The sequence below is a fragment of the Nocardia sp. NPDC058633 genome (assembly GCF_042717045.1).
Lineage (GTDB): Bacteria > Actinomycetota > Actinomycetes > Mycobacteriales > Mycobacteriaceae > Nocardia.
Genome location: NZ_JBHXRA010000001.1, coordinates 193,703 through 215,796 on the forward strand (window position 1 = coordinate 193,703; position 22,094 = coordinate 215,796).

The following is a 22,094-nucleotide window of genomic DNA, read 5'->3' on the forward strand; positions in this document are numbered from 1 at the left end:
AGCGGGCTCGAGCGCCGCTCCACAGCACGGCAATGCACGGGTTGAAGATCGTGGTCATCGGCGGATTCGGCGTCGGCAAAACGACATTGGTGCGTTCGGTGAGCGAGATCAGGCCACTCGACACCGAGGCCACCATGACCGATGTCGGCACGGACGTCGACGACACCAGCGGTGTGCCGGGCAAGTCGACCACCACCGTCGCCTTCGACTTCGGTCGTATCACCCTCGATGACGAACATGTGCTGTATCTGTTCGGAGCGCCTGGCCAGCAACGGTTCTGGTTCCTGTGGGACCGCCTGTTCGCGGGCGCGCTCGGCGCGATCGTGCTGGTGGACCAGCGCCGGATCAGTGACTCCTGGTACGCGATCGACCGACTGGAACATCAGGGCACCCCGTTCGTGGTCGCCTGCAACGACTTCGGTGGTTCCCATGCGCCCGACGCGGTGCGTGAGGCACTCGATCTCGATCCCGCGGTGCCGCTGGTGATGTGTGACGCGCGCTCGCGCGAATCGAGCAAGCAGGTGCTGATCGCACTGGTCGAGCACCTGTATTCCGCTGTCCCACAGGGAGAAACCGTCTCATGAGCACCCCGACCGGCGCCTGCCCGATGACCGGCGCCGTGCCGTTGAGCGGCCCCGAGTTCCACATCGAACCGCACGAGGTCTACCGGCGGATGCGCCGCGATCACGGCCCCGTCGTCGAGGTGGAGCTGCCGGGCGGGTTTCCGGCCTGGCTGATCATCGGCTATCGCGAACTGCATCAGGTGACCAGTGATCCGCTGCTGTTCCCGCGTGATGTGTCGCTGTGGAACCAGTGGGGCAGGGTACCGGAGGACTGGCCGCTGCTGCCGATGATCGGGCACCCGATGCCCTCGATCTATTTCACCGCCGGCGCCGAACACCGCAGGCATCTGGCGATGGTGGAGCCCGCCCTGGACGCGGTCGACCACTTCGAATTGCGTAGGGCCTGTGAGGAACTCGCCGACCGGCTGGTCGACGGGTTCTGCGGTCGCGGCAGCGCCGACCTGATCGCCGAGTTCGCGGTGCCGCTGCCCGCTCTCGCGCTGGCGCGCATCCTCGGCCTGCCCGACGACGACGCCGCCGACCTCGCCCTGGCGATGAAACAGCTCGCCGACGGTGGCGCCGACGCCCAGGCCGGGCACGTGCGCTTCGGTGAGCACATGGCACGCCTCGTCGCCGTCAAGAGGGCCCGTCCCGCCGGGGATCTGGCGTCGATGATGCTGGCCGACCCCGAGCCGTTCACCGACGAGGAGTACATGAACGACCTGATGGCGATCGCCGCCGCGGGTCACCTCACCACCGCTGACTGGCTCGGCAGCTCGATGCGGCTGATGCTCACCGACGACCGGTTCGCGAACGCGCTCGGCGGTGGCAGGCGCAGTGTCGGTGAGGCCATGAACGAGGTGCTCTGGGAAGAGGGGCCCACCTCGATTCTGGCGGGCCGGTGGGCGGCGCGCGACACCCGTCTCGCCGACAAGACGATCCGGGCGGGCGATCTCCTGCTGCTCGGTCTCGCGGCCGCCAATCTCGATCCACATGTGCGCCAATCGTTTACCGACGGCGGCTCGGTACCCACCGGCAACAATGCCCATTTCGCGTTCAGCTACGGCGAGTATCGCTGTCCCTTCCCGGCGCAGCAGATCGCGGAGATCATCGCCAGGACCGGGATCGAGGTGCTGCTCGACCGGCTCCCCGACGTCGACCTGGCAGTACCCGCCGACCAACTCACCCGGCGACCTTCGGCTTTCCTTCGGGGCATGACAGCGCTGCCCGTTCGTTTCACACCAGTTCGACCCGTCGGAGGTTTTTCGTGAGTTCGCCATGCCCTTTCGCCATCGACCCCATGGTCGGTGACCTCAACGGGGAAACCGCCCGACTTCGAGCACTCGGCCCGATCACCCGGATCGACCTGCTCGGCGTGCCCGCCTGGACCGTCACCGATCACGCCCTCGCCCGTCAGCTGACCACCGACACCCGGCTGGTCAAGGACATCAACGCGTGGTCGCTGTACGCCGACGGCGTGGTGACCACGCAGTGGCCGCTGATCGGGATGGTTCTCGTCGACCGTTCGATGTTCAGCGTCGACGGCGCCGAGCACCGCCGGTTGCGGCTCAAGACCGCCCAGGCACTGGCGCCGCGGCGGCTCGAAGAGCTCCGTCCGGTGATCGAACAGCTGACCGCCGATCTGCTCGACGACCTCGAAGCCGCCGGCGCCGACGGCGCCGCGGTGGACCTCAAGGAGGTCTTCGCCTACCCGCTGCCGATGCGCGTGGTCGGCGACCTGATGGGCGTCGCGCGCGAAGACCACGCGCAGCTGCTCGAGTGGTACAAGAAGTTCTTCTCCGTGATGACCCCACAGGACGAGCGCCTCGAGGTGATTAGCGGCCTCGACGTGTACTTCACCGACCTGGTCCGGCAGAAGATCGCGGACCCGGCCGACGATCTGACCTCGGCGTTCGTCACCGCCGACGAGGGCGGCGAGCCGCTCACCGAGGAAGAGGCGATCGGCAACATCAAGGCCCTCGTCGCCGCCGGACACGAGACCACCGTCAGCCTGATCATCAATACCGTGCGTGCGTTGCTCGCCGAGCCCGAGCAGCTGGCGAAGGTTCTTGCCGGGGACGTGGAGTGGAAGCAGGTCATCGAGGAATCGCTGCGCTGGGACGGACCGGTCTCGCACCTGCTGATGCGTTTCGCCACCGAGGACATCACCGTCGGCGACACCGTGATCGCCAAGGGTGAGGGCGTGGTGATGTCCTACCGTGCCGTCGGCCGCGACACCACGGTGCACGGCGAGACCGCCGACGAGTTCGACGTGACGCGCTCGACCGCCAACCGCCACTTGGCCTTCGGCTACGGTCCGCACATCTGCCCCGGCGCCGCGCTGTCGCGGCTGGAAGCCGCGATCGCGCTGCCCGCGCTGTTCGCCCGCTTTCCGAAACTGCGACTTGCCGTGCCCGACAGTGAGATCGGCAACCTGCCGGTGCTCACGCAGAACGATCTGGCCGCGTTGCCGATCATCCTGAGCTGACCGGCGATGCGTCGCGCCCGGTGGCTCCTACGCCGGGCGCGACGCTATCCGTGCGCTACAGGCCCAGATCGCGGCCGATCAGTTCCTTCATGATCTCGTTGGAACCCGCCCAGATCTTGGTGACCCTGGCGTCCATCCACGCCCGTGCGACCCGGTACTCACGCATGTAGCCGTAGCCGCCGTGCAGCTGCACACACGCGTCGAGCACGTCGTTCTGCACCTGCGCCGACCACCACTTGGCCTTGGCCGCGTCGACCGCGGACAGCTCACCGGCAGCGTGGGCGACGATGCCCTGATCGACGAACGCCTGTGTCACTTCGACTTTGGTGACCAGTTCGGCGAAAAGGAACTTGTTGTACTGGAAGCTGCCGATCTGCTGTCCGAATGCCTTGCGCTCCTTGGCGTATTGCAGCGTTTCGTCCAGGATCGCGCTGGCGTGCGCGAGGTTGGAGACCGCCGCGCCGATGCGTTCCTGCGGCAGCCGCTCCATCATGGCGATGAAGCCGCGGTCGACCTCGCCGAGCCGGTTGGCGTCGGGCACACGCACATTGTCGAAGAACAGTTCGGCGGTATCGGATTCGGGCTGGCCGACCTTGTCGAGCTTGCGCCCGCGAGTGAAGCCGTCCATCCCGGTTTCGATGACGAACAGCGTGATGCCCTTGGCCTTCTTCTCCGGGCTGGTGCGAGCGGCGACGATCACGAGGTCGGCGTTGAAACCGTTGGTGATGAACGTCTTCGAGCCGTTGACGATCCAGTCGTCGCCGTCGCGCACGGCGGTGGTCTTCAACGCTGCCAGGTCGGAACCGCCCGAGGGCTCGGTCATGCCGATGGCCGTGATGATCTCACCGGTGCAGAACTTCGGGAGCCAGCGCTGCTTCTGTTCATCGTTGGTGAGCTCGACCATGTAGGGCGCGCACACGTCGTAGTGGATGCCGAACGAGGACGCGATCGCGGCGCTCGCCTTCGACAGCTCCTCGCCGAACACCGCGTTGAACCGGTAGTCACCCGCGTCGCTGCCACCGAACTCCTCGGGCACACCGAGGCCGAGGTAGCCCATTTCGCCTGCCGCGAGCCAGGTTTCACGGTCGATCGCCCGTTCCTCGACGAATCGTTCGGCATTCGGCTCGATCGAGCGCTTGACGAACTCGGCGACCGACGCGCGGAAGGCGTCGTGGTCCTCGGTAAAGATGGAGCGCTTCATGGTGTCCTTTCGCTGACTTACTGTTCGGGCCGTTCGCCCAGCAGAACCAATGACGCCCGGACAACTCTGGCCGCGTCGGGTTCCTCACCGCTGATCACATCGGTGTAGATGAAGGTCTCGGTTATCCGCACCAGCAACAGCGCCAACTCCGACACCGGCAGCAGCGGATCGAGATTTTTCGCCGAAATCTCTTCGGCGAGAAGTTCTTCCACGATCGCGACGACGCGATGCTGCACCGATCCCGCGCGCGTGGTGAGTAGTCGCAGCGCCCGTTCGGGTTCGCGCAACAGGAACTGGCGGAAGGCGTCGGAGGTGTTGGTGGCCTGCGCGAAATCGCCCAGAATCGTCGCGATGCGGTAGGCGCCGCGACCCGGAGCCGCGGCCGCCGCGCGACGCAAGGTCGGCTCGGCGACCGACCAGATGACCTCGGCGAGCAGTTCGTCGCGCCCGCCGACCCATCGGAACAGCGTTGCCCGGTTCACCCCGAGCGCGACGGCAAGTTCCTTCATCTCTAGTCGGTGCCCGGCCAGGAAGACGGCCCTCGCGGCGCGGAACGCGCTCACGGCATCGGGGCGTGCCGCGGCGTCCTGGAGTCGCTTCTCCAGCGCCGTCTGCTCGATCATGTCACCTCCGTGCACCGTTTCCTACAGTGTATGAACTGTGCAACATCTGTCAATATGTTGCACTCCGGGCACAAAGACGGGCACAAAAAAACTCCCCGGTCACAATGACCGGGGAGTTCTCGTTGTAGCCCCGACGGGATTCGAACCCGCGCTACCGCCTTGAGAGGGCGGCGTCCTAGGCCGCTAGACGACGGGGCCAGAACAACAGCTCACTTGCGTGAGCCGCGCGGACCATACGATAGCCGACGACCTGGTGATCGACCAAAACGGGTGATCGAGCCCAGAGTCCGCGCCCCTGCGCAGTGGTTGACCATCCCGCACCGGCCGGGCACAGTGAGGCCATGACCAGCAAAGAGCTGCGCGGCGGGGTGGAGATGAGCAATCTCGATCAGCCGTTGTTCGACGGAGCGGAGGCGACCAAGCGGGACCTGGTCGACTATCTCGAGTTCGTCGGCGAGCGCCTGGTCGAGGTGTTGCGGGGGCGGGCGCTGTCGGTGGTGCGGGTGCGTCCGGGGCAAGAACCGTTCATGCAGAAGAACCTGCCGAAATACACCCCGGAATGGGTGCCGCGCGCGACGGTGTGGGCGGAGAGTTCGCACCGGGAGATCACCTACGCGCTCGGAGATGATGTGCGCACGCTGCTCTGGTTCGGGAATCAGCGGGCGGTGGAGTATCACCCGCTGTTGTTGCCGATCGACCACAGCGCGGGACCGACACATCTGGTGCTCGATCTGGATCCGTCGCCGGGCCAGACGTTTCGTGATGCCGCCGCGGGCGCACACCTGATCCGGGCAGCGCTGGAAGCCGACGGCCTCGCGGGGGCGGTGAAAACCAGTGGCGCCAAGGGCTTACACGTTTTCGTGCCGATCGAGGCGGGCGTCGCGATCGAGGACGCCGCAGCCGCGACTCGCGCCGTCGCCGCCAGGGCCGAGCGCATCGACCCGAGCGTGGGGACCACGGCGTTCATTCGCGAGGACCGCGAGGGCAAGGTCTTTCTCGACTCGACGCGAGCAGGCGGTGCGACGGTGATCGCCGCCTACAGCCCGCGTATCCGCCCGGGTGTGCCGGTGTCGTTTCCGTTGCGCTGGAACGACATCGACTCGGTGGTCCCCGCCGACTTCACCCTGCGCACCGCACCCGGCCTGCTCGGCGACGCCGACCCCTGGGCTACGGAAATGCCCGCGCCACAGGCGCTTCCGGCGGACCTGATCGCCGAGGGGCACACGATTCCGATCGCTCGCGTCCAGGCTATGCACGAAGGCAAACGTCGGGCGCGTGCCCGTCGCTCCGATTCCTCGTGACTGCCGCCTTGTTTCGACGCCGCCCGCTCAGCTGATCGCCGAGATGGCTCCGACCAGTTCGACCCGGCGGGTGATCCCGAGACGAGGGTAGATGCGGTAGAGGTGCGAGCCGACGGTGCGGTGGGACAGGTAGAGTTTTTCCGCGATCTGGCGGTTGGTGAGCCCCTCGGCGGCCAGGGTGGCGATCTGTAGTTCCTGGGCGGTGAGTTGGTCGCGGGCCGTGGGGGAGCGGCGGGTGCTGGCCTCGCCCGTGGCGCGCAGTTCGTTGCGTGCGGCCAGGGCCAAGGGGGCGGCGCCGAGGGCATCGAAGGTGTCGCGGGCTTCGCGCAGTGCTTCGCGGGCTTCCGAGGTGCGGCGCAGTCGGCGCAACCGGCGGCCGTGATGGAGCTGCAGTCGGGCGCGGTAGAGCGGCCAGGTGCCCGCATGGCCGTTGAGCGCAACGGTGTAGGCAGCGTCGGCGTCGGTGTCGTCGGCGAGTACCGCGCGGCTGTATTCGTCGACGACGCACAGCATCGAGGTAGGGACCCGCTTCGACAGCAGCGGCAGGTCGGCCAGGAATTCTCTTGCGACACCGATGTTTTCGGAGGCCACGGCGGCATCGGCGAGTTCGGGGGCGACCCACCAGCATTGCATGGGGTGGCTCACCGGGTCGGCCGGATCGTAGACCCGCGCCAGCGTGGCGAACGCGTCCTCGGCGCGCCCGGCCAACAGCAGGAGCATCCCGCGGGTCTGCTGCGCGGCGATCTGGATGCACCGCATCCCGGTGGACAGCGGGCCGGCGCCGATCGCGCGCAGATGATCGGCGGCCAGGTCGGGTTCGCCGCGCAACGCGGCGACCATCGCCAGATTGACGCGCCCGGTCGCGGCGTAGAACTCCTGGCCGCTCTCCTCGGCGAACGTGCGGGCCTCCTCGGATTCGGCGCGGACCCGGTCCCAGTCGCCGAGCCAGATGCGAGTCCAGTTCCCGGCGCCGAGAATGCCCGAGAGCAGGCCGAGTCGTCCCTGGCTGCGACTGATCGCGGCGGCGTCGTCGATATACGCCGTGCCCCGGCGGAAATCGCCGAGGAACAGCGCGGTGTAGCCGAGCAGGCGCAGGGCGGGCGCGTCGGCGCGATCGGGCTCTAGCTGTTCGAGTTGCTCGAGGATCTCCTCACCGCGCTCCCACGGCAGGCTGAGCGCGCCGACCGCGAGCACTCGGGGATCGTGTGCGGGCAGGGCAAGGGAATCCAGCTGAGCGGCAATGGATTTGCGTGAAGCCTCGGCGGCGTCCTGGGACGAGCACCGTGCGGCGGCGCACCACAATATCCCCGCTGCCAGGTCGGTATTGCCCGCCGCGTGCACGTCGGCGGCGATATCGACGAGCTCCCGGATGCGACGATCGGCGTCACCGTAGCGCTGGAAGGCCACGACTTCCTCGACGGCGGCCAAGCGCGCCCGTTCGATCGGGCCGAGAACGCTGAGGTCGGCCCGGCCCAACAGGTCGACGGCCTCGCGGCGCGCACCGGTCTCGCTCGCCAGTTCCGCCGCCTGCAGGAGTAGGGCGGTGGTGCGGTCGGGTCGTTCGGACAGCTCCGCCGCACGGTCCAGGGCGGCGACCGCGGCCATGATGGCGCCGCAGGCTCGCGATCGCTGCGCATAGTCTTCGAGCCGCGCGGCGATGGCGTCGTCGGTCCCGAGTGTGGCCGCGGCACGATGCCAGAGTTGCCTGTCCGGGAAACCCGAAAGGACCTCGGCCAGAATCGAATGCGCGCCGAGACGTTGGGTCAGCGGCGCCCGGACATAGGTCGCCGAACGCATCAGTGGATGCCGGAAGCGCAGGAGCGCACCCGCCATCTCGACCAGGCCGGCGTCGATGGCTTCCTGCAGGTGCCCCGTGCCGACCGGGGTGCCCGCGAGTTCGGTGGCCGCCCGCAGGAGCCTGCCCACGTCGCAGCCTACATCGGCGGCGAGGACGACGAGCAGGGTCCGGGCCGGCTCGCTGAGCTCGGCCGACCGGGTGGCGAAGGCGGCTTCGAGGCGGGCGGTCAACGGGAAATCCTCGATCACCCGCTCCGTGGTCTCGCGGATCGCACGCGGTAATTCGATGAGCGCCAACGGATTTCCGTCGGCTTGGCGCAGCAGCCGTTGTCGCACGGTGCTCGACAACGTGGGCGCCTGCGCCTCGAGCAGCACGGCGGCGGCCTGTTCGTCGAGCGGTTCGACCGTGATCTCGGGCAGCCCCGCTCGTCGCGCGGAATCCTCGGATCCGGTGCGGGCGGCACCGAGTACGAGCACCGCGTCGCTGCCGATCCGGCGCGCGAGGAAGCCGAGCACATCGGCGCTACAGCTGTCGAGCCACTGCAGGTCGTCGAGGATCAGCACGGTCGGTCGAACGGCGGCGGCCTCGCCGACCAGTTGCAGCGCGGCCAACGCCACCGCGTACAGGTCGGGCGATCCGTCTTCCTGGCCGAATGCCGCGCGCAGCGAGCGTTGCTGGGAAACGGGAAGCTTGGCCATCTCCGAGTGGAGGGGGCGTAGGAGCTGATGCAGGGCCGCGAAAGGCAAGCCCGCTTCGTTCTCGACGCCCACGGCGGAGACGACAGTGAGGTGCTGGTCGGTTGCCGCCTGCCGAATCACACTCAGCAGAGCCGACTTTCCGATACCAGCGGGCCCACGCAGGATCATCGCCGAGCCGTTTCCGGCGACCGCTCGATCCAGCAGATCCACCAGCACGGCCGAATACCGGTCTCGCCCGATCAACGCCGACCGTGAAATCTCACCGAACATCGCCCGATCCTGACAGAGAACCGCCGGTTTCACAACGCGACGACGCAGGTAGATGCGGTAAACCGGGCGATGACTGAGTCATCGCCCGACACCACGACTCAGTCGTGTACGCAGTCATTCGACTGATTCGCACGGGGTGGGTCCGCTCGTAATTTTGTCGCCATGACACACACCTTCACCACCTCCGACGGCGCCGAGATCTTCTTCAAGGACTGGGGCACCGGCCAGCCGGTCGTCTTCAGCCACGGCTGGCCGCTGAGCGCCGACGCCTGGGATGACCAGGCCCGCTTGGTCGCCGAGCACGGCTATCGCGCCATCGCCCACGACCGCCGCGGTCACGGCCGATCGAGCCAGACCTGGGACGGCAACACCATGGACCGCTACGCCGACGACCTTGGCGAACTGCTCGAGCACCTGGACCTGCGCGACGCGGTGCTGGTCGGTCACTCCACCGGTGGCGGTGAAGTCGCCCGCTACCTGGGTCGCCACGGTAGCGCCCGGGTTGCCAAGGCAGTGCTGCTCGGCGCGGTGCCCCCGGTGATGGTCAAGTCCGACACCAACCCCGACGGCACCGCCATGGAGGTCTTCGACGGAATCCGCGTCGGTGTCGCCACCGACCGTTCGCAGTTCTACTGGGATCTGAGCGAGGCCTTCTACGGTTTCAACCGGCCCGACGCGACCGTCTCCGAGGGGGCGCGCCGCGCGTTCTGGCGACTCGGCATGCAGGTCGGGGTGCGAGCCGCCTACGAATGCATCGCGCAGTTCTCCGAGACCGATTTCACCGAGGACCTGCTCGGCATCGACGTGCCGGTACTGGTCGCCCACGGTGACGACGACCAGATCGTCGCGCTCCACGGTTCGGCGATGAGGTCGGCCGAGCTGATCAAGAACGCGACGCTGCGGGTGTATGCCGGTGCGCCGCACGGCCTGTACGGCGAATTCCGCACCGCGTTCGAAGCCGACCTGCTCGCCTTCCTCGCGCACTGACCGACCGAGTCGCACGCCACTTCTCCGCTTACCCCGAACAGCTCCCGAGGAACCCATCATGCGTATCACCACTGCCGTCAAGCTCACCGCCGTCGCGTTGGGTCTCACAGCCACCGTCGCCAGCGCGGGTTGCGCCGGCGCCCAGCCCGCCCCCGTCACGCCGACCGTTGTCCTCGTCCACGGAGCCTTCGCCGAGTCCAGCAGCTGGAACGGCGTGATCGAACAACTCAACCAGCAGGGGCTGACCAGCATCGCCGCAGGCAATCCGCTGCGCAGCGTTTCCGGTGACGCCGACACCGTCCGCAGTGTGGTGGCGTCGATCGACGGGCCGGTCGTCCTGGTCGGGCACTCCTACGGCGGTCAGGTCATCTCTCAGGTCCACGACCCCAAGGTCAAGGGGCTGGTCTACGTCGCGGCGTTCGCTCCCGAAGAAGGCGAGACCATCGGCGAGCTCTCGGGCAAGTTCGCGGGCAGCACGCTCGGCGAAACGCTGAACAAGGTGGCGCTGCCCGACGGCAGCACCGACCTCTACATCCAGCCCGCCAAGTTCCACCAGCAGTTCGCCGCCGATGTACCCGCGGCTCAGGCCACCTTGGACGCCGCCACCCAGCGTCCGCTCAACGATCGCGCCCTCAACGGCAAGTCCGGTGCGCCGAACTGGAAATCTGTGCCGTCGTGGTTCGTGTTCCCGGATGCCGACTACAACATCCCGGTCGCCGCACACCGCTTCATGGCCGAACGGGCGGGCTCGCGCGCCACGGTGGAGATCAAGGGCGCCTCGCACGCGCTCACCGTCTCCCAACCCGGCGCGGTGGCGAAGGTCATCGTCGAGGCCGCGACCGCAGTCGACTGATCCCTGGCAACTGTGCCGCGTGGACTTCCCCGCGGCACAGCAGGCCGGGAACGGACTGCGCTGTTCGGGGTTCAGCCGCCGAGTGACGCGACGCCCGCCTGGGCGAACTTCTGGTCGAGGTCGCCACTCGGGGCGCCCGCCACGCCGATGCCCGCGATGGGGGCGTTGTCGGCCTTCACCGGGGCGCCGCCGCCAAGGAAGAGGGTGCCGTCGATGTCGGCCAGGTGGGGCGCGGACCCGAGGCGCTCGGCCAGTTCGGTGGTGGGGGCGTTCCAGGAGACGGCGGTGAAGGCCTTCTGCTGGGCGGCGTCGTAGGACTGCGGGCCCGCGCCGTCGCCGCGCAGGGTGACGATGACATTGCCGTTGCGGTCGACGACCGCGACGCTCACGCGCTGGTTCTCCTTCGCGGCGGCGTCGAGGGCGGTCTGGGCGGCCTTGGTGGCGGCGGTGATCGACAGATGGGTGGACCGGGTCAGGTTGGCGTCGGCGGTGTCGACGACGACGGGGGTGCGGGTCGCCGGGTCCTGATCCTGGGCCTGGACGGTGACGACACCGACGACACCCGCGCCGATCACCGCGGCAGTGGCGCCGGCGACGATGAGACGGTTGCGGACGCTGAACGTGCTGGTCATTGCTGCTCCTGAGGGGATTCTCGACCGCCCGGCGATCTGCGGTGGCCTGGTGATATCCATCCTGTTCGCTCGGCGACCCCGCCGAATCGGCGTAGTGGCTGCACTCCGCGGCCGGATCGGTCGACCCCCGGGTCGACCGATCGGCTGACCCGCCGCGAGCACTCGCCGGGGACAATCGGAGTTTGCCCAGGCTTATGGGCCGCCTCCAGCCGGACCGACCTTCGAGGTATGGCGCCGAAGTGGACGGCGAGAGGCAAGATCGAAGTTCCCGGCCGAAACCCGCGGCGTCGGCCGCCCAGGACAGGAGTTCCATGAAGCGCACTCCGCAGGACGACACTCGCCTGTTGGCGGTCATCGTGCACAGCGCGTTCTACGTCCTGCTCGCCGCATCGCTGTTGCGATTCCTGTTGCGCCACAGTGAAAGTCCGCGTACGCCGTGGGTCATCGCGCTGGCGCTGACTCTCGCGGCCCTCTACGCCATGAGCGAGTTGCGTCATTCGAGCCGACCGCTGTGGTTCATTCTGCTGGTCATCGCGTGGGCCGTGCTCGTGATCCTCGCGCCGAGTTTCGCGTGGTGTGCGGTGCCGCTGGTGTACACGGGGCTGCGGATTCTGTCCGAGCGGGTCGCGGTGTCGCTGGTGGTCGTCCTCACCGCGCTGGTGGTTCTCACGCAGGTGAAGTTGGCCGGATGGGTCGACCCGAATGTGCTGTTGGCCCCACCCGCGGTGGCCGCGGTGACCACCGCCTTGTTCGTCGGAATGCGACGCCAAGCGCAGCGGCAGGCAGCCCTGATCGACGACCTCGTGCGAACCAGGAAGGAACTCGCCGCCACCGAGCGCAGGGAAGGCACCCTGGCCGAACGCGAACGCCTCGCGATGGAAATCCACGACACCCTGGCCCAGGGCCTGTCGAGCCAGCGGATGCTGCTGCAGGCCGCCGACCTGGTGTGGGACACCGACCCGGAGCTCGCGCACACCCACCTGCGCTCGGCCGCTGCCATCGCCGACCGCGATCTCACCGAGGCCCGTCGCTTCGTCCACGACCTGGCCCCCGCCGACCTCGCCGCGAGCGGATCGCTGCCCGCCGCCCTGACCGCCATCGCCCAGCGCGCCACCACCGACACGCTGACCGTGCGCTGTCATATCGAGGGAATGCCGGGCCCACTGCCTCAGCGAACGGAAGCGACCCTGCTGCGGATCGCCCAGGGCGCGCTGGCCAACGTGGGCGAACACGCCGCGGCCACCACCGCCACGATCACCCTGACCAGCCTCGACGACCAGATCGTGCTCGACGTCGCCGACGACGGACGCGGCTTCGATCCCGAAGCGCAGGCCGCCGATCCCCAACGACATCGCGGCCACGGTCTGCCCGCGATTCGCGCGCGAGTGCGCCAACTCGGCGGCACCTGCACCATCGAGTCCGCCTCCGGTGACGGCACAGTGCTCTCCGCCGCGATTCCGCTCGCGCCCGGCGCACCGTTCGCCGACGACGCGACCGCCGACCAGTGAAGCGATCGCCGACAACGCGGCGGGCATTCCATCGGCTGACCGCGCCGTCGCCGGCCTGCGAGGATTCGCGGCGACCCCGAACGCGCGCACTAGCATCGGCACGTGACCACCACCGTGCGCCTGTTGATCTGTGACGATCACGCGGTCGTCCGCGCCGGACTGCGCGCGCTGTTGTCGAGTGCGCCCGAGATCGACGTCGTCGGCGAAGCTGCCGACGGACCGACCGCGGTCACGCTGGCCGCGAGCCTGCACCCCGACGTGGTGCTGATGGATCTGCAGCTCGGCAGTGAGCTGGACGGCGTGGAAGCGACCCGCCGGATCACCGCTCAGCCCGCGCCGACCCCGCACGTGCTGGTGCTCACCACCTACGACACCGACGCCGACATCACCCGGGCGATCGAGGCGGGGGCCACCGGCTATCTGCTCAAGGCCGAACGGCCGGAGGAACTGTTCGCCGCCATCCATGCCGCCGCGAGCGGGCAGACCACCCTGTCCGCACCGGTCGCCGCCAAGGTGATGGCCAAGATGCGCAACCCCGGCCGCACGCTCACCGCCCGTGAGCGTGACATCCTCGGCCAACTCGCGCGCGGCCTCGGCAACCGCGAGATCGCGCGCGCACTGCACATCAGCGAGGCCACGGTGAAAACCCATCTGGGCCGCATCTACGACAAACTCGGCGTCGATACCCGCGCCGCGGCGGTCGCGGTGGCCACCGAGCGGCGCTTGCTCGCCTGACGCCGCCTGGGCGACAGGGCTGCGCCGGTCGGACGGGGTGTGGCCGCGCCCGAACCTACGCGGGCGCCAGGGTGGCGGCGCCGAAGGACACGTGGAAGCGCTCGCACCAGATGCTGACCGACTTCACCGTCGACAGATCGGTGCCCGCGGGCAGCTCGTAGTTCTGGTTTCCCTCGTTACCTTTCAGGGGCCCGAGGTCGATGTGGTCGCCGTCGTCGAAGTTGTACCAGTCGTCGGCGATCACCGGCTGATCGGTGAGCCAGACGTGCAGGGCCGGCCCGTCGGAGGTGTTCAGGTCGACGATCCGGAGCACGATGGTGCCCTCTGACGTGCGCTGGAGCTGCGCGGTGCCGGAGGTGTCGTGCTCATGGGACAGGAAGGCGCCCTCGGCGATCACCGGCGGCGGCGCACCGTCCACCGCGACGATCGGCGCCTCGTCGACGGTCACCGTGGTGAACAACCGCCATGGTTGGAACAGGTAGAGCCCCACGGCTACAGCCGCGACCACACCGAGGGCGATGGCAGTGAACAGGGTCCGGCGAGTGCTCATGTGTGCCTCCTTCGCACCCATCATCCCCCGGCCGGGCCCGCTTCACATCCCCGAATTACCGGAACGGAAACGTGACCGCGGTCTCGAAATTCATATGAGCCCCGTCACATTACGGCACTATAACAACACAGGTGTGATTACGGATTTATCACGGTCGACCAGCGATGAACGGTGTTCCTTTGGACAATATCCGCTACAAACCGCTCCGTGATCGGTACGTGATCTCAGCGCGCATACCGGCTACATTCGGTCACGGCTTGAACAACAACCCGAGCCGAATCGAATCGCAGAACGCCGGAAAGCCTGCCCCGCGATTCGAGGATCCCCGACATTACTGAGGGGCAGGGACGCGGTAGTTTTCATCACCGAGTCGGTGGGCGCAGACAGGAAAATACTTTATGTCTTTCAATCGCAAGTTCACCACCCGTGCCCTTGGTCTTGCCGCTGTTGCCGGCGCGATGATCGCCGTTCCGGCCGGTCTGACCACCGCAACCGCCTCGGCGAACAACTGGGACGCCGTGGCGCAGTGCGAGAGCACAGGCAACTGGAACATCAACACCGGTAACGGCTACTACGGCGGCCTGCAGTTCTCGCAGAGCACCTGGGAAGCCTACGGTGGTACGGGCACGGCCGACAACGCCAGCCGCGAGGAGCAGATCCGCGTGGCCGAGAACGTGCTGGCCGCGCAGGGTCCCGGCGCCTGGCCCGTGTGCAGCGCCTACCTGTAAAGGGCGCTGACAAATAAGACTTTCCTTGTCGGGAAACGAATTACCCGCTATTCGAAGCACACGTCGAATAGCGGGTTTTTTCGTTGTCCGGAGAATCCAGTCGAAATACCGTGAGCGACGCGGCGAGCATCCGGGAATCCGCCGGATCGGCCGGGTCGAGTCCGGTGAGTTCGGCAATCCTGCGCAGCCGATAGGTAAAAGTATTCGGGTGCACGTGAATCAGCCGTGACGCTGTTTTACGATCGCCGCCGTGCACGAGGTGCGCTTCCAGCGCATCGATCAGGTGTGGACTGCTCAGGAGCGGAATCACCTGCTGCGCCAGCCGTTCTCGGGCCGGGCCCGGCCGGGTGAGTTGATATTCGAGCAGCAGGTCGTCGAGTCGATAGCAGCCGCCGGGCTTACCGCGGAGCCGAGCCAGCTCGGTCAGTTCGGTCGCGTCCTCGGCCGCCGCCGGAATCGCCTCACGGCTGACGCCGCGGAATTCGGCCAGATACACCGGGACGCCGAACTGGGTGCGCAGCCGGTCGGCGAGTTCGTCGAACTTCTTCGCCTCGAGGACGTCGGATTCGGAACTGTGACCGATCAACGCGATGCCGTGGGTGCCGTCGAAGGTGGCCGGGGTGGTGGTGCCGGTGAGTTCGTCCAACGCGCGTTGCAAGACCCGGATCCGTCGCCTGGTCACCAGGTTGGCCGCGGTGCCGACGCGGGGCGGCTCGCTCAGGTGGACGGCCAGCACCGTGTACTGGTCGGCGAGAATCGTGTCGGCGCGGGCCGCGAGCTCCTCGGCGGGCAGGCCGCGCACCAGCGCCGAACACAACTCCCGGCGCGCCTCGCGTTCGGCGTGATAGATCGACTGCTCGACCTCGGTGTAGGTCTCCACGACCGTCATGTTGATGTGGCGCAGTAGATCGAGCAGCCGGCAGCCGACGCGCGCCATCTCCGCGGTCTCGGTGGGCAGGGCCAGCGACAGTGCCTCCGCGAACACCGACTGCGCCGATCCGTGTATCGCGCTGATCAGCATCGGCAACGGCAGTCGATCCTCAGCGTGGCGCTCGGCCACCGGGGCAACGAACGCCGCGACCTCGGCGTAGGTGAACTCCCGGTCGGCGCCGATCGCCTCGAGCACGGCCCGCCCGCACGCGTAGATGGTCGGCAGCACCTCCGCGGTGAAGTGGCCGTCGGGTAGCTCGGCAGGCGCGTTGGCCCCGAGACCGTCGGCGAGCATGCGCTCGGAGATCTGCGGCCACCGCGTCAGCAGGCGGGCGGTCAGCGCGGGCAGAGCGGGGAGTTCGGAAACGGGGTGTGCGGCGAGCATGACTCGATTGTGTCCGACGACATTCCCGTGCAGGACCATCCGATCGAAATAGGACAGAACTTGGTTCCGGTGCCAAACCGGTCCAGAGTTTCTCGTTGCCCGGTGCAGTGACATCACTGTGTTCTGGGTCATAGATTCGCAGAGCGCGTCCGAGCTACCTGTTCGTCGGCGCGGATCTACGGAAGTGACACTCATGTTTGCAACGATGCAATCCCTTCGCCGTGCCCTGTGTGGACTCGGCATCACCGCGGGCCTGATCGCGGCCGCCGGCCCGGCCACCGCGACACCCACGCTGGAGCCGACGGTCACCGCACTGGCCGAATACCTGGACGCGGGCACGGTCGCCGCCGCCGACGGCCGCACACCCACCGCCATCGCCGACACCGGCAGCGCCTCGGGCAGCAGTTCCGGTTCGGCCGGCAGCCGCTCCTCCGACGCCGTCGGTGAGGGCCCCGAGATGTCGGCCTACCTGCCCGCCTTCGCCTACGGCCTGCTCCACCCCGACGCCGCGCCCGCCGGTGCCAATCGCTGGGACTGCAAGCCCTCGGCGCAGCACCCCCGCCCGGTGGTGCTGCTGCACGGCACGTGGCTCAACGCCTACGACACCTTCTCCTCTCTCTCGCCGCGCCTGGCGAGAGCCGGGTACTGCGTGTTCGCCCTGAACTTCGGTAAATCCGGACTGCTCGAAGCCGGTGGACTCGGTGCGGTGCTGCCGGGCCGCTACGGCGTGGGCCCGATGGCCGACTCCTCGCGTCAGGTCGCCACGTTCATCGAGCGGGTACGCGCGGCAACCGGGTCGGACCAGGTCGACATCGTCGGCCATTCCCAGGGCGGCACCATCGCGAACCACTATCTGAAGTTCGAGGGTGGTCAGGGCAAAGTCGGCAAGCTGGTCAGTTTCGGCGCCACCCACCACGGCACCTCGCTGCTCGGCATCGCCGCCCTCGGGCGCATGATCAACAACGCGGGCATCGACATCATGGGCTTCTACCGGCCGGTCATCGGCGCGTCCAATGTCGAGCAGGCGATCGGATCGCCGTTCTACACCACCCTCAACGCCACCGGCGACACGGTGCCCGGCGTTGCCTACACCGTCGTCGGTTCCCGCTACGACGAGGTGATGAACCCCCTCGACCTCGGTTTCCTCCAGGCGGGGCCCGACGCGACCGTCGACAACATCGCGCTGCAGGACGGCTGCGAGCAGGACGTCTCCGACCACCTGACCATGATGTATTCCCCGCGTGCCGCCTCGATCGCGCTGCGGGCGCTGGATCCGGCAGGCAGTCCCGAGTTGGCCTGTACGTTCAACCCCTGGTTCTTCGGTGGCGGTGGCAGCCTATGACCGTCGCCGCACCGCTCGCCACCTCGCGCGAGGCGCCGCTACTGCCGCCCGACGACCCGTTCTACACCACCCCACCCGGCATCGACGCGCTCGCGCCGGGGACGGTGGTGCGGTCGCGGCCGGTGGAGATCGCGCTGTTCGGGGTGATCCGGCAGCAGATCACGGCGTGGCAGTTGCTCTACCGCACCTGCGATCTCGACGGCACGCCGGAGGTCTCGGTGACCACGGTGCTGCTGCCCTGGGGTGCCCCGCCGCGCCCCCGGCCGCTGGTGTCGTTCCACTGCGCGATCGACGCTGTCGCACCACAGTGCTTCCCCTCCTACGCCTTGCGACGTGGCGCGTGGACGATCGGCTCGATCGCGCCCCTCGAGCTGCCCATCATCGCGATGGCGCTGGAGCAGGGGTGGGCGGTGTCGGTGCCCGATCACGAAGGATCGGGCGGTCGATTCGGGGCGGCGCGTGAGCCCGGTTACCGGGCGCTGGACGGGATTCGGGCCGCGCTCGACTTCGCCCCGACGGCTTTGGTACCAACCACTTCTGTTGCCCTGTGGGGCTATTCGGGCGGCGGATTGGCCACGGCGTGGGCCGCGGAACTGGCCGCCGAATACGCACCGGAGCTGAATATCGTCGGTGCGGTCGCCGGGTCGCCGGTGGGTGACCCGGCCGCGGCCTTCGTTCGCCTCAACGGCGGGTGGTTCGCCGGGTTCCCCGCGGCGTTCGTCGCCGGATTGCGGCAGGCCTATCCCGAACTCGATCCGGTGCTGCACGATCACCTCGACGCGCGATTCCGTGACCTGCTCGGTGAAGCCGAAGTGCGCAGCACCTTCGCGTTGCTGTTGCGGTTCGCCCGCCGCGATGTCACCCGCCATCTGCGGGCAGGCATGGCGGAGCTGCTCGCCGAACCCGTCCTGCGTCGCGTTCTGGCCGACATCGAGCCCGGCACCCGTGCCCCCGCCGCGCCGCTGCTCATCGTCCAGGGGGTGAACGACGAGGTGATCGCCGTCGCCGATATCGACGCCCACGTGCGGCGCTATCAACAGGCCGGGGCGACGGTGCGCTATCTGCGGGTGCGCCGGGGTTCACACCTGCCGCTCGAATTCCTCGTCGTGCCCGCGGTTCTCGACTGGCTCACCGACCGATTCGCCGGTCGCCGCGCGCCGATCGGTACGTGCACTGTTGACTCTGTCGCCCGGTCACCGCGAGCCTTGCGCACCCATCTCGCGTTCGCGCGGCTGGTGCTGCGCATGGTCGCCGGTCTGCCGATCACAGGGCCCGGTGCGGCATCAGGTGAACGAGCCGGTCTGTGTCGCGGCGATTCCGAACGTCCGTACGTTGTCGATGATGCCGCGATCGCCGTCGAGTGTTGAGGGCGTGTGCTCGCGCAGGTGGGTGGTGGTGAGCTGAGCACCGCCGCGCACCGGTTCGCCGGCAGCGAGGAATTCGACACTCTCGCGGTCTGTTTCGCCGTCAGTCGTGAATTCCTCCGTCGAACTCACAGGTCTGCCACGTATCGGTCGTCCTCGGGGTGCGCTTCGACAGCCGTCAGATATGCCCTCAGGCGACGCCGCAACTCGTGCACGGCCAGCTCCTGGGCGGCCACCAACTCGTCGACCGTCACGCCGGCGGCAGAGCTCACCGTCGGCGGGTACGCGCAGAGGTCGCCGCGGTCGGCCTCGATCAGCATGCGCCGCACGGCTCGCTCCTGCTTGTCGATCGCGTTGGCACGGCGCCGGTTTCGGGTGTCTTCGTCGAGTCGATGACGGGCGATGGCCGCGATCAGGGAGTGCCGACGCCGATCGGCGCCGTCGATCGCGGTCGCGCGCTGCCGCCGAGCCGCCTCGCTGTCGGTGGCGGCGAGCTCCTCGGCCCGCGCGCAGGCGTCGCGCACGCTGTCGCGATGCTCGGCCTCACCGTCGGCGAGCAGCAATCGCGCCTGCGCTTCGAAAGTCGCTGCCATCGCCCGCAATCCCGCCCTGGCATGGGCGCTCACCCGAAACACCATCGTCGCCGCGACGGCGAGCTGCCGCGCTGCGTCGTTCCTCGAAGGCGTCATCCCCGCGTTCCTCACTACCGGGCCCATCAGCGGCCGTCGAGAACATAGATGCGCCGCATCGCCGTAACGGTTCGCCGCGAACCGTTCGGGCTCCGCACGGCATCACTGTGGCGAGGGGTTTCACCGACGTCGTCGCCACCACCCACCGCGACGGCGTCAGTGAAGTACTACAGCCCTGGGAGCGATGGCCGCGTTGTCGCTCGCCGAGTGGAGCCGCAGGGGGGTTCCACCTGGTGAATGGCCCGCCCTCCCGGGGAACGCCGGAACCCGATCGCCGGACGAACACGTCCGGCGATCGGGTTCGGGCTCTGCGCCGCGGCCGTGACGATCAGCTCAAACCGGCGACGATCGCCGCCCGCACCGGATCGCCGACGGGCAGGCCCTTGGCCACCCGACGCCACGCATTGCGCCCCGCGGTGAGTGAGCAGCGCACCGCGTCGGTGACCGCCGATGTGTGCGCGGTACCCAAGGCCGCACCCGCGAGCAACGAGATCTCCAGATCCTCCGACATCGTGAGGGCCCTGGTAACCACCTGACCGGTGAGCGTGCCGTCGTCATCGGCGTAGAGGACCACGAGCAGTTCGGTGCGCTCGGCACCGAGGCTCACCGCGACCCGCACGACGTCGCCCGCCGTGGCGCGTGCCCCGAACGAATGCACCGAGACGCGCGTCTGCTCCGCGCCCGCGGGCGAGCGGGTGAATTCGATTCCCAGCTCCCGATCGAGCTGTTTCTGCACCGCACGGGTCGCCGTCGTATCGCCCTGCGACGACGCGGCGAGCGGCTGCACGGTCCAGCCGGGCACTGTCATCACCGCTGCGCGCACACCGAGATCGCCGACGGAGGCCGACCCGCTCTCGCCTCGGAGGAGTCGTTCGGCGATCCGTGCCCCCGCGGCGGCGGACACGGCATCCACGTCCGGGATGTCGGACTCGGCGAAGGCGATCAGCACCGCGAGATCGACGGGCAGACTCAGACGGTGCGCTTCATGATCGGGCATCACGCCGTCTCCTCGTTGTCCCGGTCGCGGGCGTCGAGCTGCTCGCGCACCGCCTCGCGGAGCAACTTGGCGCCTGCCGCGCGCAACCGCTTGACCTTCTCCTGGCTGAACCGCAGGTCTCGGGCCACCTCGCCGGTGGTCTGCACATCGGAATAGCTGCCGTCGGTGGCGATCAGGAAGGTCGCGCGGAGCACGGCCGCGGTCTCCGCGTGCGCGATCGAGTCCAGTGCGTCGCGCAGGATGGCGCGATCGACGAGCCGGGTCTCGGTATCGCCGCACCGGTGATCGGCGAGTACCAGCACCGCCGACTCGTATTCCACCCGCTGGCCGGGGTGGCGCTTCTCGGCCGTGCGACTCCGCCGATCCTGCAACACCTGCCACTGAAGCTTCTTGAGCACCAGCGCTTTCCAGTGCCGGATCCGCTCGGTGGGCAGGGTCGCGGTGAGCTCGACCATGGTGTCCTGGGCGACATCTTCGAAGTCGCTGCGCATGTCCGGGTCGAGCCGATCCAGGACATAGCGGGCTTTGGCCGCCGCGTAGCTCGACATGGTGGCCAGGTCGGCGCCGAAGATATGGACGACCACTGCCGGGCGAAGCGACGCGGGGACCTCGCCCCACGCGGCGCCGAGCCACTGGTCCAAGGGCTCAGTACTCAACTGGCACCCCCACTCGGCCGGCGACCGGCAAACCGCGCCTCGTCTTCTCGACGCCGTCGAGGCTACCTGCGCCGCGCGTCCGGCCGAAGTGAGACAGCGGCCCACGGTCCGGGATCGAGCCAGTCGCATCGCGGAGCCTCCTGTCGGGTCGATCGGCTCCTACACAGATGCCGTTGCCGCCCCGGGCGGTTCGCTCGTCGGACACGCGCGATCAGGTGGGGCACGCCGGTGAGGCGACCATGAACGAGAACGCGATCTGGCAGTACCACGCCTTCTCGACCTTCCATTTCCCGTCCTCGGCGACGAAGTTCACGATGATCGGATGCGGCGCGCTGTTGTTGATCGACGCGGTGCCGTCGGCGAGCATGCCGGGTGGGGCGGTTCGTGTGCCGGTGATGGTGATCTCGATGGTGGCCCCGCCCTGGCGGGGGGCGTCGGCGACGCGGTTCGGCAGTTCGGGGTCGCTGCCGATGCCCTGGATGAGCTCGAGCTTCTCGGCGTTGGGTACCGCCGTGTCGAGCAGGCGTCGCATCAATTGCTCGACCTCGTCCGCGTCGAGCATCGACGGAGCCGCGGAAATCTCTTGCGCTACAACTGTTGTCGGCGCGGTAGTGGTGTCCTGGGTGGCGGTACAGCTCGCGGATACCGCCATCGCGGCCAGCGCGGCCGTAGCGGCCAGGGTGCGTTCGGCGATGTGTCGTCTCGACAACGTGGTCCCCTGGGTCGATCGGTGGTGTGCTGGAATTCAATCGTATCGGGGCGTGCTCGGGCGGGTCGGGGTGATGCCCCGGCGGGA

The 22,094-nt window shown here is 68.3% G+C and carries 20 protein-coding genes, 1 tRNA gene and 1 pseudogene; 11 read left to right on the forward strand and 11 right to left on the reverse strand.

All coding sequences use genetic code 11. From position 1 onward, the window contains the following. The first annotated feature begins 32 nt into the window (after window positions 1–32). From ACFWUR_RS00885 to ACFWUR_RS00895, 3 genes are read left to right on the forward strand one after another with little or no spacing between them, the layout of a single operon-like run. Entirely contained in the window at window positions 33–584 is a 552-nt protein-coding gene (locus tag ACFWUR_RS00885) for an ATP/GTP-binding protein (protein WP_378899802.1), read from the forward strand. Then, complete coding sequence (locus tag ACFWUR_RS00890) at window positions 581–1,834, forward strand: cytochrome P450 (protein ID WP_378899805.1); 1,254 nt, start codon at window positions 581–583, stop codon at window positions 1,832–1,834. Before ACFWUR_RS00885 ends, ACFWUR_RS00890 begins: the two co-directional genes overlap by 4 nt. Further along, complete coding sequence (locus tag ACFWUR_RS00895; protein WP_378899809.1) at window positions 1,831–3,051, forward strand: cytochrome P450; 1,221 nt, start codon at window positions 1,831–1,833, stop codon at window positions 3,049–3,051. Before ACFWUR_RS00890 ends, ACFWUR_RS00895 begins: the two co-directional genes overlap by 4 nt. A 55-nt stretch (window positions 3,052–3,106) precedes the next feature. Here the strand turns inward: ACFWUR_RS00895 and ACFWUR_RS00900 are convergent, their stop codons facing one another. The 3 genes from ACFWUR_RS00900 to ACFWUR_RS00910 form a co-directional block, all read right to left on the reverse strand. Continuing rightward, window positions 3,107–4,252 (reverse strand): acyl-CoA dehydrogenase family protein, encoded by a 1,146-nt coding sequence (locus tag ACFWUR_RS00900; RefSeq protein ID WP_378899812.1) that lies wholly within the window; start codon window positions 4,250–4,252, stop codon window positions 3,107–3,109. Between the two features lie 17 nt (window positions 4,253–4,269). Beyond that, window positions 4,270–4,875: a QsdR family transcriptional regulator gene (locus ACFWUR_RS00905; protein ID WP_378899815.1), complete on the reverse strand. Its 606-nt coding sequence runs from the start codon at window positions 4,873–4,875 to the stop codon at window positions 4,270–4,272. Window positions 4,876–5,000: 125 nt separating this feature from the next. After that, a tRNA-Glu gene (locus ACFWUR_RS00910) sits at window positions 5,001–5,073 on the reverse strand. 143 nt (window positions 5,074–5,216) lie between these two features. Between ACFWUR_RS00910 and ACFWUR_RS00915 the strand changes: the two genes are divergently transcribed. Then, window positions 5,217–6,176, forward strand: coding sequence for a DNA polymerase domain-containing protein (locus ACFWUR_RS00915; protein ID WP_378899818.1), 960 nt, complete (start codon window positions 5,217–5,219; stop codon window positions 6,174–6,176). Window positions 6,177–6,203: 27 nt separating this feature from the next. On the opposite strand, the gene ACFWUR_RS00920 is transcribed toward ACFWUR_RS00915, so the two are convergent. Next, window positions 6,204–8,942 (reverse strand): ATP-binding protein, encoded by a 2,739-nt coding sequence (locus tag ACFWUR_RS00920; RefSeq protein WP_378899821.1) that lies wholly within the window; start codon window positions 8,940–8,942, stop codon window positions 6,204–6,206. Between the two features lie 162 nt (window positions 8,943–9,104). Between ACFWUR_RS00920 and ACFWUR_RS00925 the strand changes: the two genes are divergently transcribed. After that, the gene (locus ACFWUR_RS00925; RefSeq protein ID WP_378899824.1) at window positions 9,105–9,929 is read left to right on the forward strand and encodes an alpha/beta fold hydrolase; all 825 of its coding nucleotides are present in this window, start codon (window positions 9,105–9,107) and stop codon (window positions 9,927–9,929) included. 58 nt (window positions 9,930–9,987) lie between these two features. After that, on the forward strand, window positions 9,988–10,782 hold the full coding sequence (locus ACFWUR_RS00930; RefSeq protein WP_378899827.1) for an alpha/beta fold hydrolase: 795 nt from the start codon (window positions 9,988–9,990) through the stop codon (window positions 10,780–10,782). A gap of 71 nt (window positions 10,783–10,853) precedes the next feature. Here ACFWUR_RS00930 and ACFWUR_RS00935 read toward each other — a convergent pair whose 3' ends face one another. Beyond that, window positions 10,854–11,414, reverse strand: a complete 561-nt coding sequence (locus ACFWUR_RS00935; RefSeq protein WP_378899830.1) for a heme-binding protein — start codon at window positions 11,412–11,414, stop codon at window positions 10,854–10,856. A gap of 311 nt (window positions 11,415–11,725) precedes the next feature. Here ACFWUR_RS00935 and ACFWUR_RS00940 point away from each other — a divergent pair, with 311 nt between their 5' ends. Further along, entirely contained in the window at window positions 11,726–12,922 is a 1,197-nt protein-coding gene (locus tag ACFWUR_RS00940) for a sensor histidine kinase (RefSeq protein WP_378899833.1), read from the forward strand. Window positions 12,923–13,024: 102 nt separating this feature from the next. Beyond that, complete coding sequence (locus tag ACFWUR_RS00945; RefSeq protein WP_378899836.1) at window positions 13,025–13,657, forward strand: response regulator; 633 nt, start codon at window positions 13,025–13,027, stop codon at window positions 13,655–13,657. Between the two features lie 55 nt (window positions 13,658–13,712). Here the strand turns inward: ACFWUR_RS00945 and ACFWUR_RS00950 are convergent, their stop codons facing one another. Beyond that, window positions 13,713–14,207 (reverse strand): DM13 domain-containing protein, encoded by a 495-nt coding sequence (locus tag ACFWUR_RS00950; protein ID WP_378899839.1) that lies wholly within the window; start codon window positions 14,205–14,207, stop codon window positions 13,713–13,715. A 398-nt stretch (window positions 14,208–14,605) separates the two neighbouring features. Between ACFWUR_RS00950 and ACFWUR_RS00955 the strand changes: the two are divergent. Further along, a pseudogene (locus ACFWUR_RS00955) lies at window positions 14,606–14,932 on the forward strand (transglycosylase family protein); the annotation flags it as partial. A gap of 43 nt (window positions 14,933–14,975) precedes the next feature. Here ACFWUR_RS00955 and ACFWUR_RS00960 read toward each other — a convergent pair. After that, a complete protein-coding gene (locus ACFWUR_RS00960; protein WP_378899842.1) occupies window positions 14,976–16,250 on the reverse strand; it encodes a PucR family transcriptional regulator in 1,275 nt (424 codons plus the stop codon). Between the two features lie 205 nt (window positions 16,251–16,455). Between ACFWUR_RS00960 and ACFWUR_RS00965 the strand changes: the two genes are divergently transcribed. Both ACFWUR_RS00965 and ACFWUR_RS00970 read left to right on the forward strand, forming a co-directional pair. Beyond that, window positions 16,456–17,592: an esterase/lipase family protein gene (locus ACFWUR_RS00965; RefSeq protein ID WP_378899845.1), complete on the forward strand. Its 1,137-nt coding sequence runs from the start codon at window positions 16,456–16,458 to the stop codon at window positions 17,590–17,592. Next, window positions 17,589–18,959: a lipase family protein gene (locus ACFWUR_RS00970; RefSeq protein ID WP_378899848.1), complete on the forward strand. Its 1,371-nt coding sequence runs from the start codon at window positions 17,589–17,591 to the stop codon at window positions 18,957–18,959. The genes ACFWUR_RS00965 and ACFWUR_RS00970 overlap by 4 nt, the downstream gene beginning before the upstream one ends. 125 nt (window positions 18,960–19,084) lie before the next feature. Here the strand turns inward: ACFWUR_RS00970 and ACFWUR_RS00975 are convergent, their stop codons facing one another. The 4 genes from ACFWUR_RS00975 to ACFWUR_RS00990 form a co-directional block, all read right to left on the reverse strand. Then, entirely contained in the window at window positions 19,085–19,645 is a 561-nt protein-coding gene (locus ACFWUR_RS00975) for a hypothetical protein (RefSeq protein WP_378899851.1), read from the reverse strand. 328 nt (window positions 19,646–19,973) lie between these two features. Further along, entirely contained in the window at window positions 19,974–20,642 is a 669-nt protein-coding gene (locus ACFWUR_RS00980; protein ID WP_378899854.1) for a hypothetical protein, read from the reverse strand. Then, complete coding sequence (locus ACFWUR_RS00985) at window positions 20,642–21,298, reverse strand: hypothetical protein (RefSeq protein ID WP_378899857.1); 657 nt, start codon at window positions 21,296–21,298, stop codon at window positions 20,642–20,644. Before ACFWUR_RS00985 ends, ACFWUR_RS00980 begins: the two co-directional genes overlap by 1 nt. A gap of 211 nt (window positions 21,299–21,509) precedes the next feature. Then, window positions 21,510–22,007 carry a hypothetical protein gene (locus tag ACFWUR_RS00990; RefSeq protein WP_378899860.1) on the reverse strand — a complete coding sequence of 166 codons (498 nt, stop codon included), beginning with the start codon at window positions 22,005–22,007 and terminating at the stop codon, window positions 21,510–21,512. Between the last annotated feature and the right edge of the window lie 87 nt (window positions 22,008–22,094).

What these genes read in the sequence shown, in the direction of transcription:
- ACFWUR_RS00885 (WP_378899802.1), top strand. Translation starts at nt 33, where the DNA reads ATGCACGGGTTGAAGATCGTGGTCATCGGCGGATTCGGCGTCGGCAAA.
- ACFWUR_RS00890 (WP_378899805.1), top strand. Translation starts at nt 581, where the DNA reads ATGAGCACCCCGACCGGCGCCTGCCCGATGACCGGCGCCGTGCCGTTG.
- ACFWUR_RS00900 (WP_378899812.1), bottom strand. Translation starts at nt 4,252, where the DNA reads ATGAAGCGCTCCATCTTTACCGAGGACCACGACGCCTTCCGCGCGTCG.
- ACFWUR_RS00905 (WP_378899815.1), bottom strand. Translation starts at nt 4,875, where the DNA reads ATGATCGAGCAGACGGCGCTGGAGAAGCGACTCCAGGACGCCGCGGCA.
- ACFWUR_RS00915 (WP_378899818.1), top strand. Translation starts at nt 5,217, where the DNA reads ATGACCAGCAAAGAGCTGCGCGGCGGGGTGGAGATGAGCAATCTCGAT.
- ACFWUR_RS00920 (WP_378899821.1), bottom strand. Translation starts at nt 8,942, where the DNA reads ATGTTCGGTGAGATTTCACGGTCGGCGTTGATCGGGCGAGACCGGTAT.
- ACFWUR_RS00925 (WP_378899824.1), top strand. Translation starts at nt 9,105, where the DNA reads ATGACACACACCTTCACCACCTCCGACGGCGCCGAGATCTTCTTCAAG.
- ACFWUR_RS00930 (WP_378899827.1), top strand. Translation starts at nt 9,988, where the DNA reads ATGCGTATCACCACTGCCGTCAAGCTCACCGCCGTCGCGTTGGGTCTC.
- ACFWUR_RS00935 (WP_378899830.1), bottom strand. Translation starts at nt 11,414, where the DNA reads ATGACCAGCACGTTCAGCGTCCGCAACCGTCTCATCGTCGCCGGCGCC.
- ACFWUR_RS00940 (WP_378899833.1), top strand. Translation starts at nt 11,726, where the DNA reads ATGAAGCGCACTCCGCAGGACGACACTCGCCTGTTGGCGGTCATCGTG.
- ACFWUR_RS00950 (WP_378899839.1), bottom strand. Translation starts at nt 14,207, where the DNA reads ATGAGCACTCGCCGGACCCTGTTCACTGCCATCGCCCTCGGTGTGGTC.
- ACFWUR_RS00960 (WP_378899842.1), bottom strand. Translation starts at nt 16,250, where the DNA reads ATGCTCGCCGCACACCCCGTTTCCGAACTCCCCGCTCTGCCCGCGCTG.
- ACFWUR_RS00965 (WP_378899845.1), top strand. Translation starts at nt 16,456, where the DNA reads ATGCAATCCCTTCGCCGTGCCCTGTGTGGACTCGGCATCACCGCGGGC.
- ACFWUR_RS00970 (WP_378899848.1), top strand. Translation starts at nt 17,589, where the DNA reads ATGACCGTCGCCGCACCGCTCGCCACCTCGCGCGAGGCGCCGCTACTG.
- ACFWUR_RS00975 (WP_378899851.1), bottom strand. Translation starts at nt 19,645, where the DNA reads ATGACGCCTTCGAGGAACGACGCAGCGCGGCAGCTCGCCGTCGCGGCG.
- ACFWUR_RS00980 (WP_378899854.1), bottom strand. Translation starts at nt 20,642, where the DNA reads ATGCCCGATCATGAAGCGCACCGTCTGAGTCTGCCCGTCGATCTCGCG.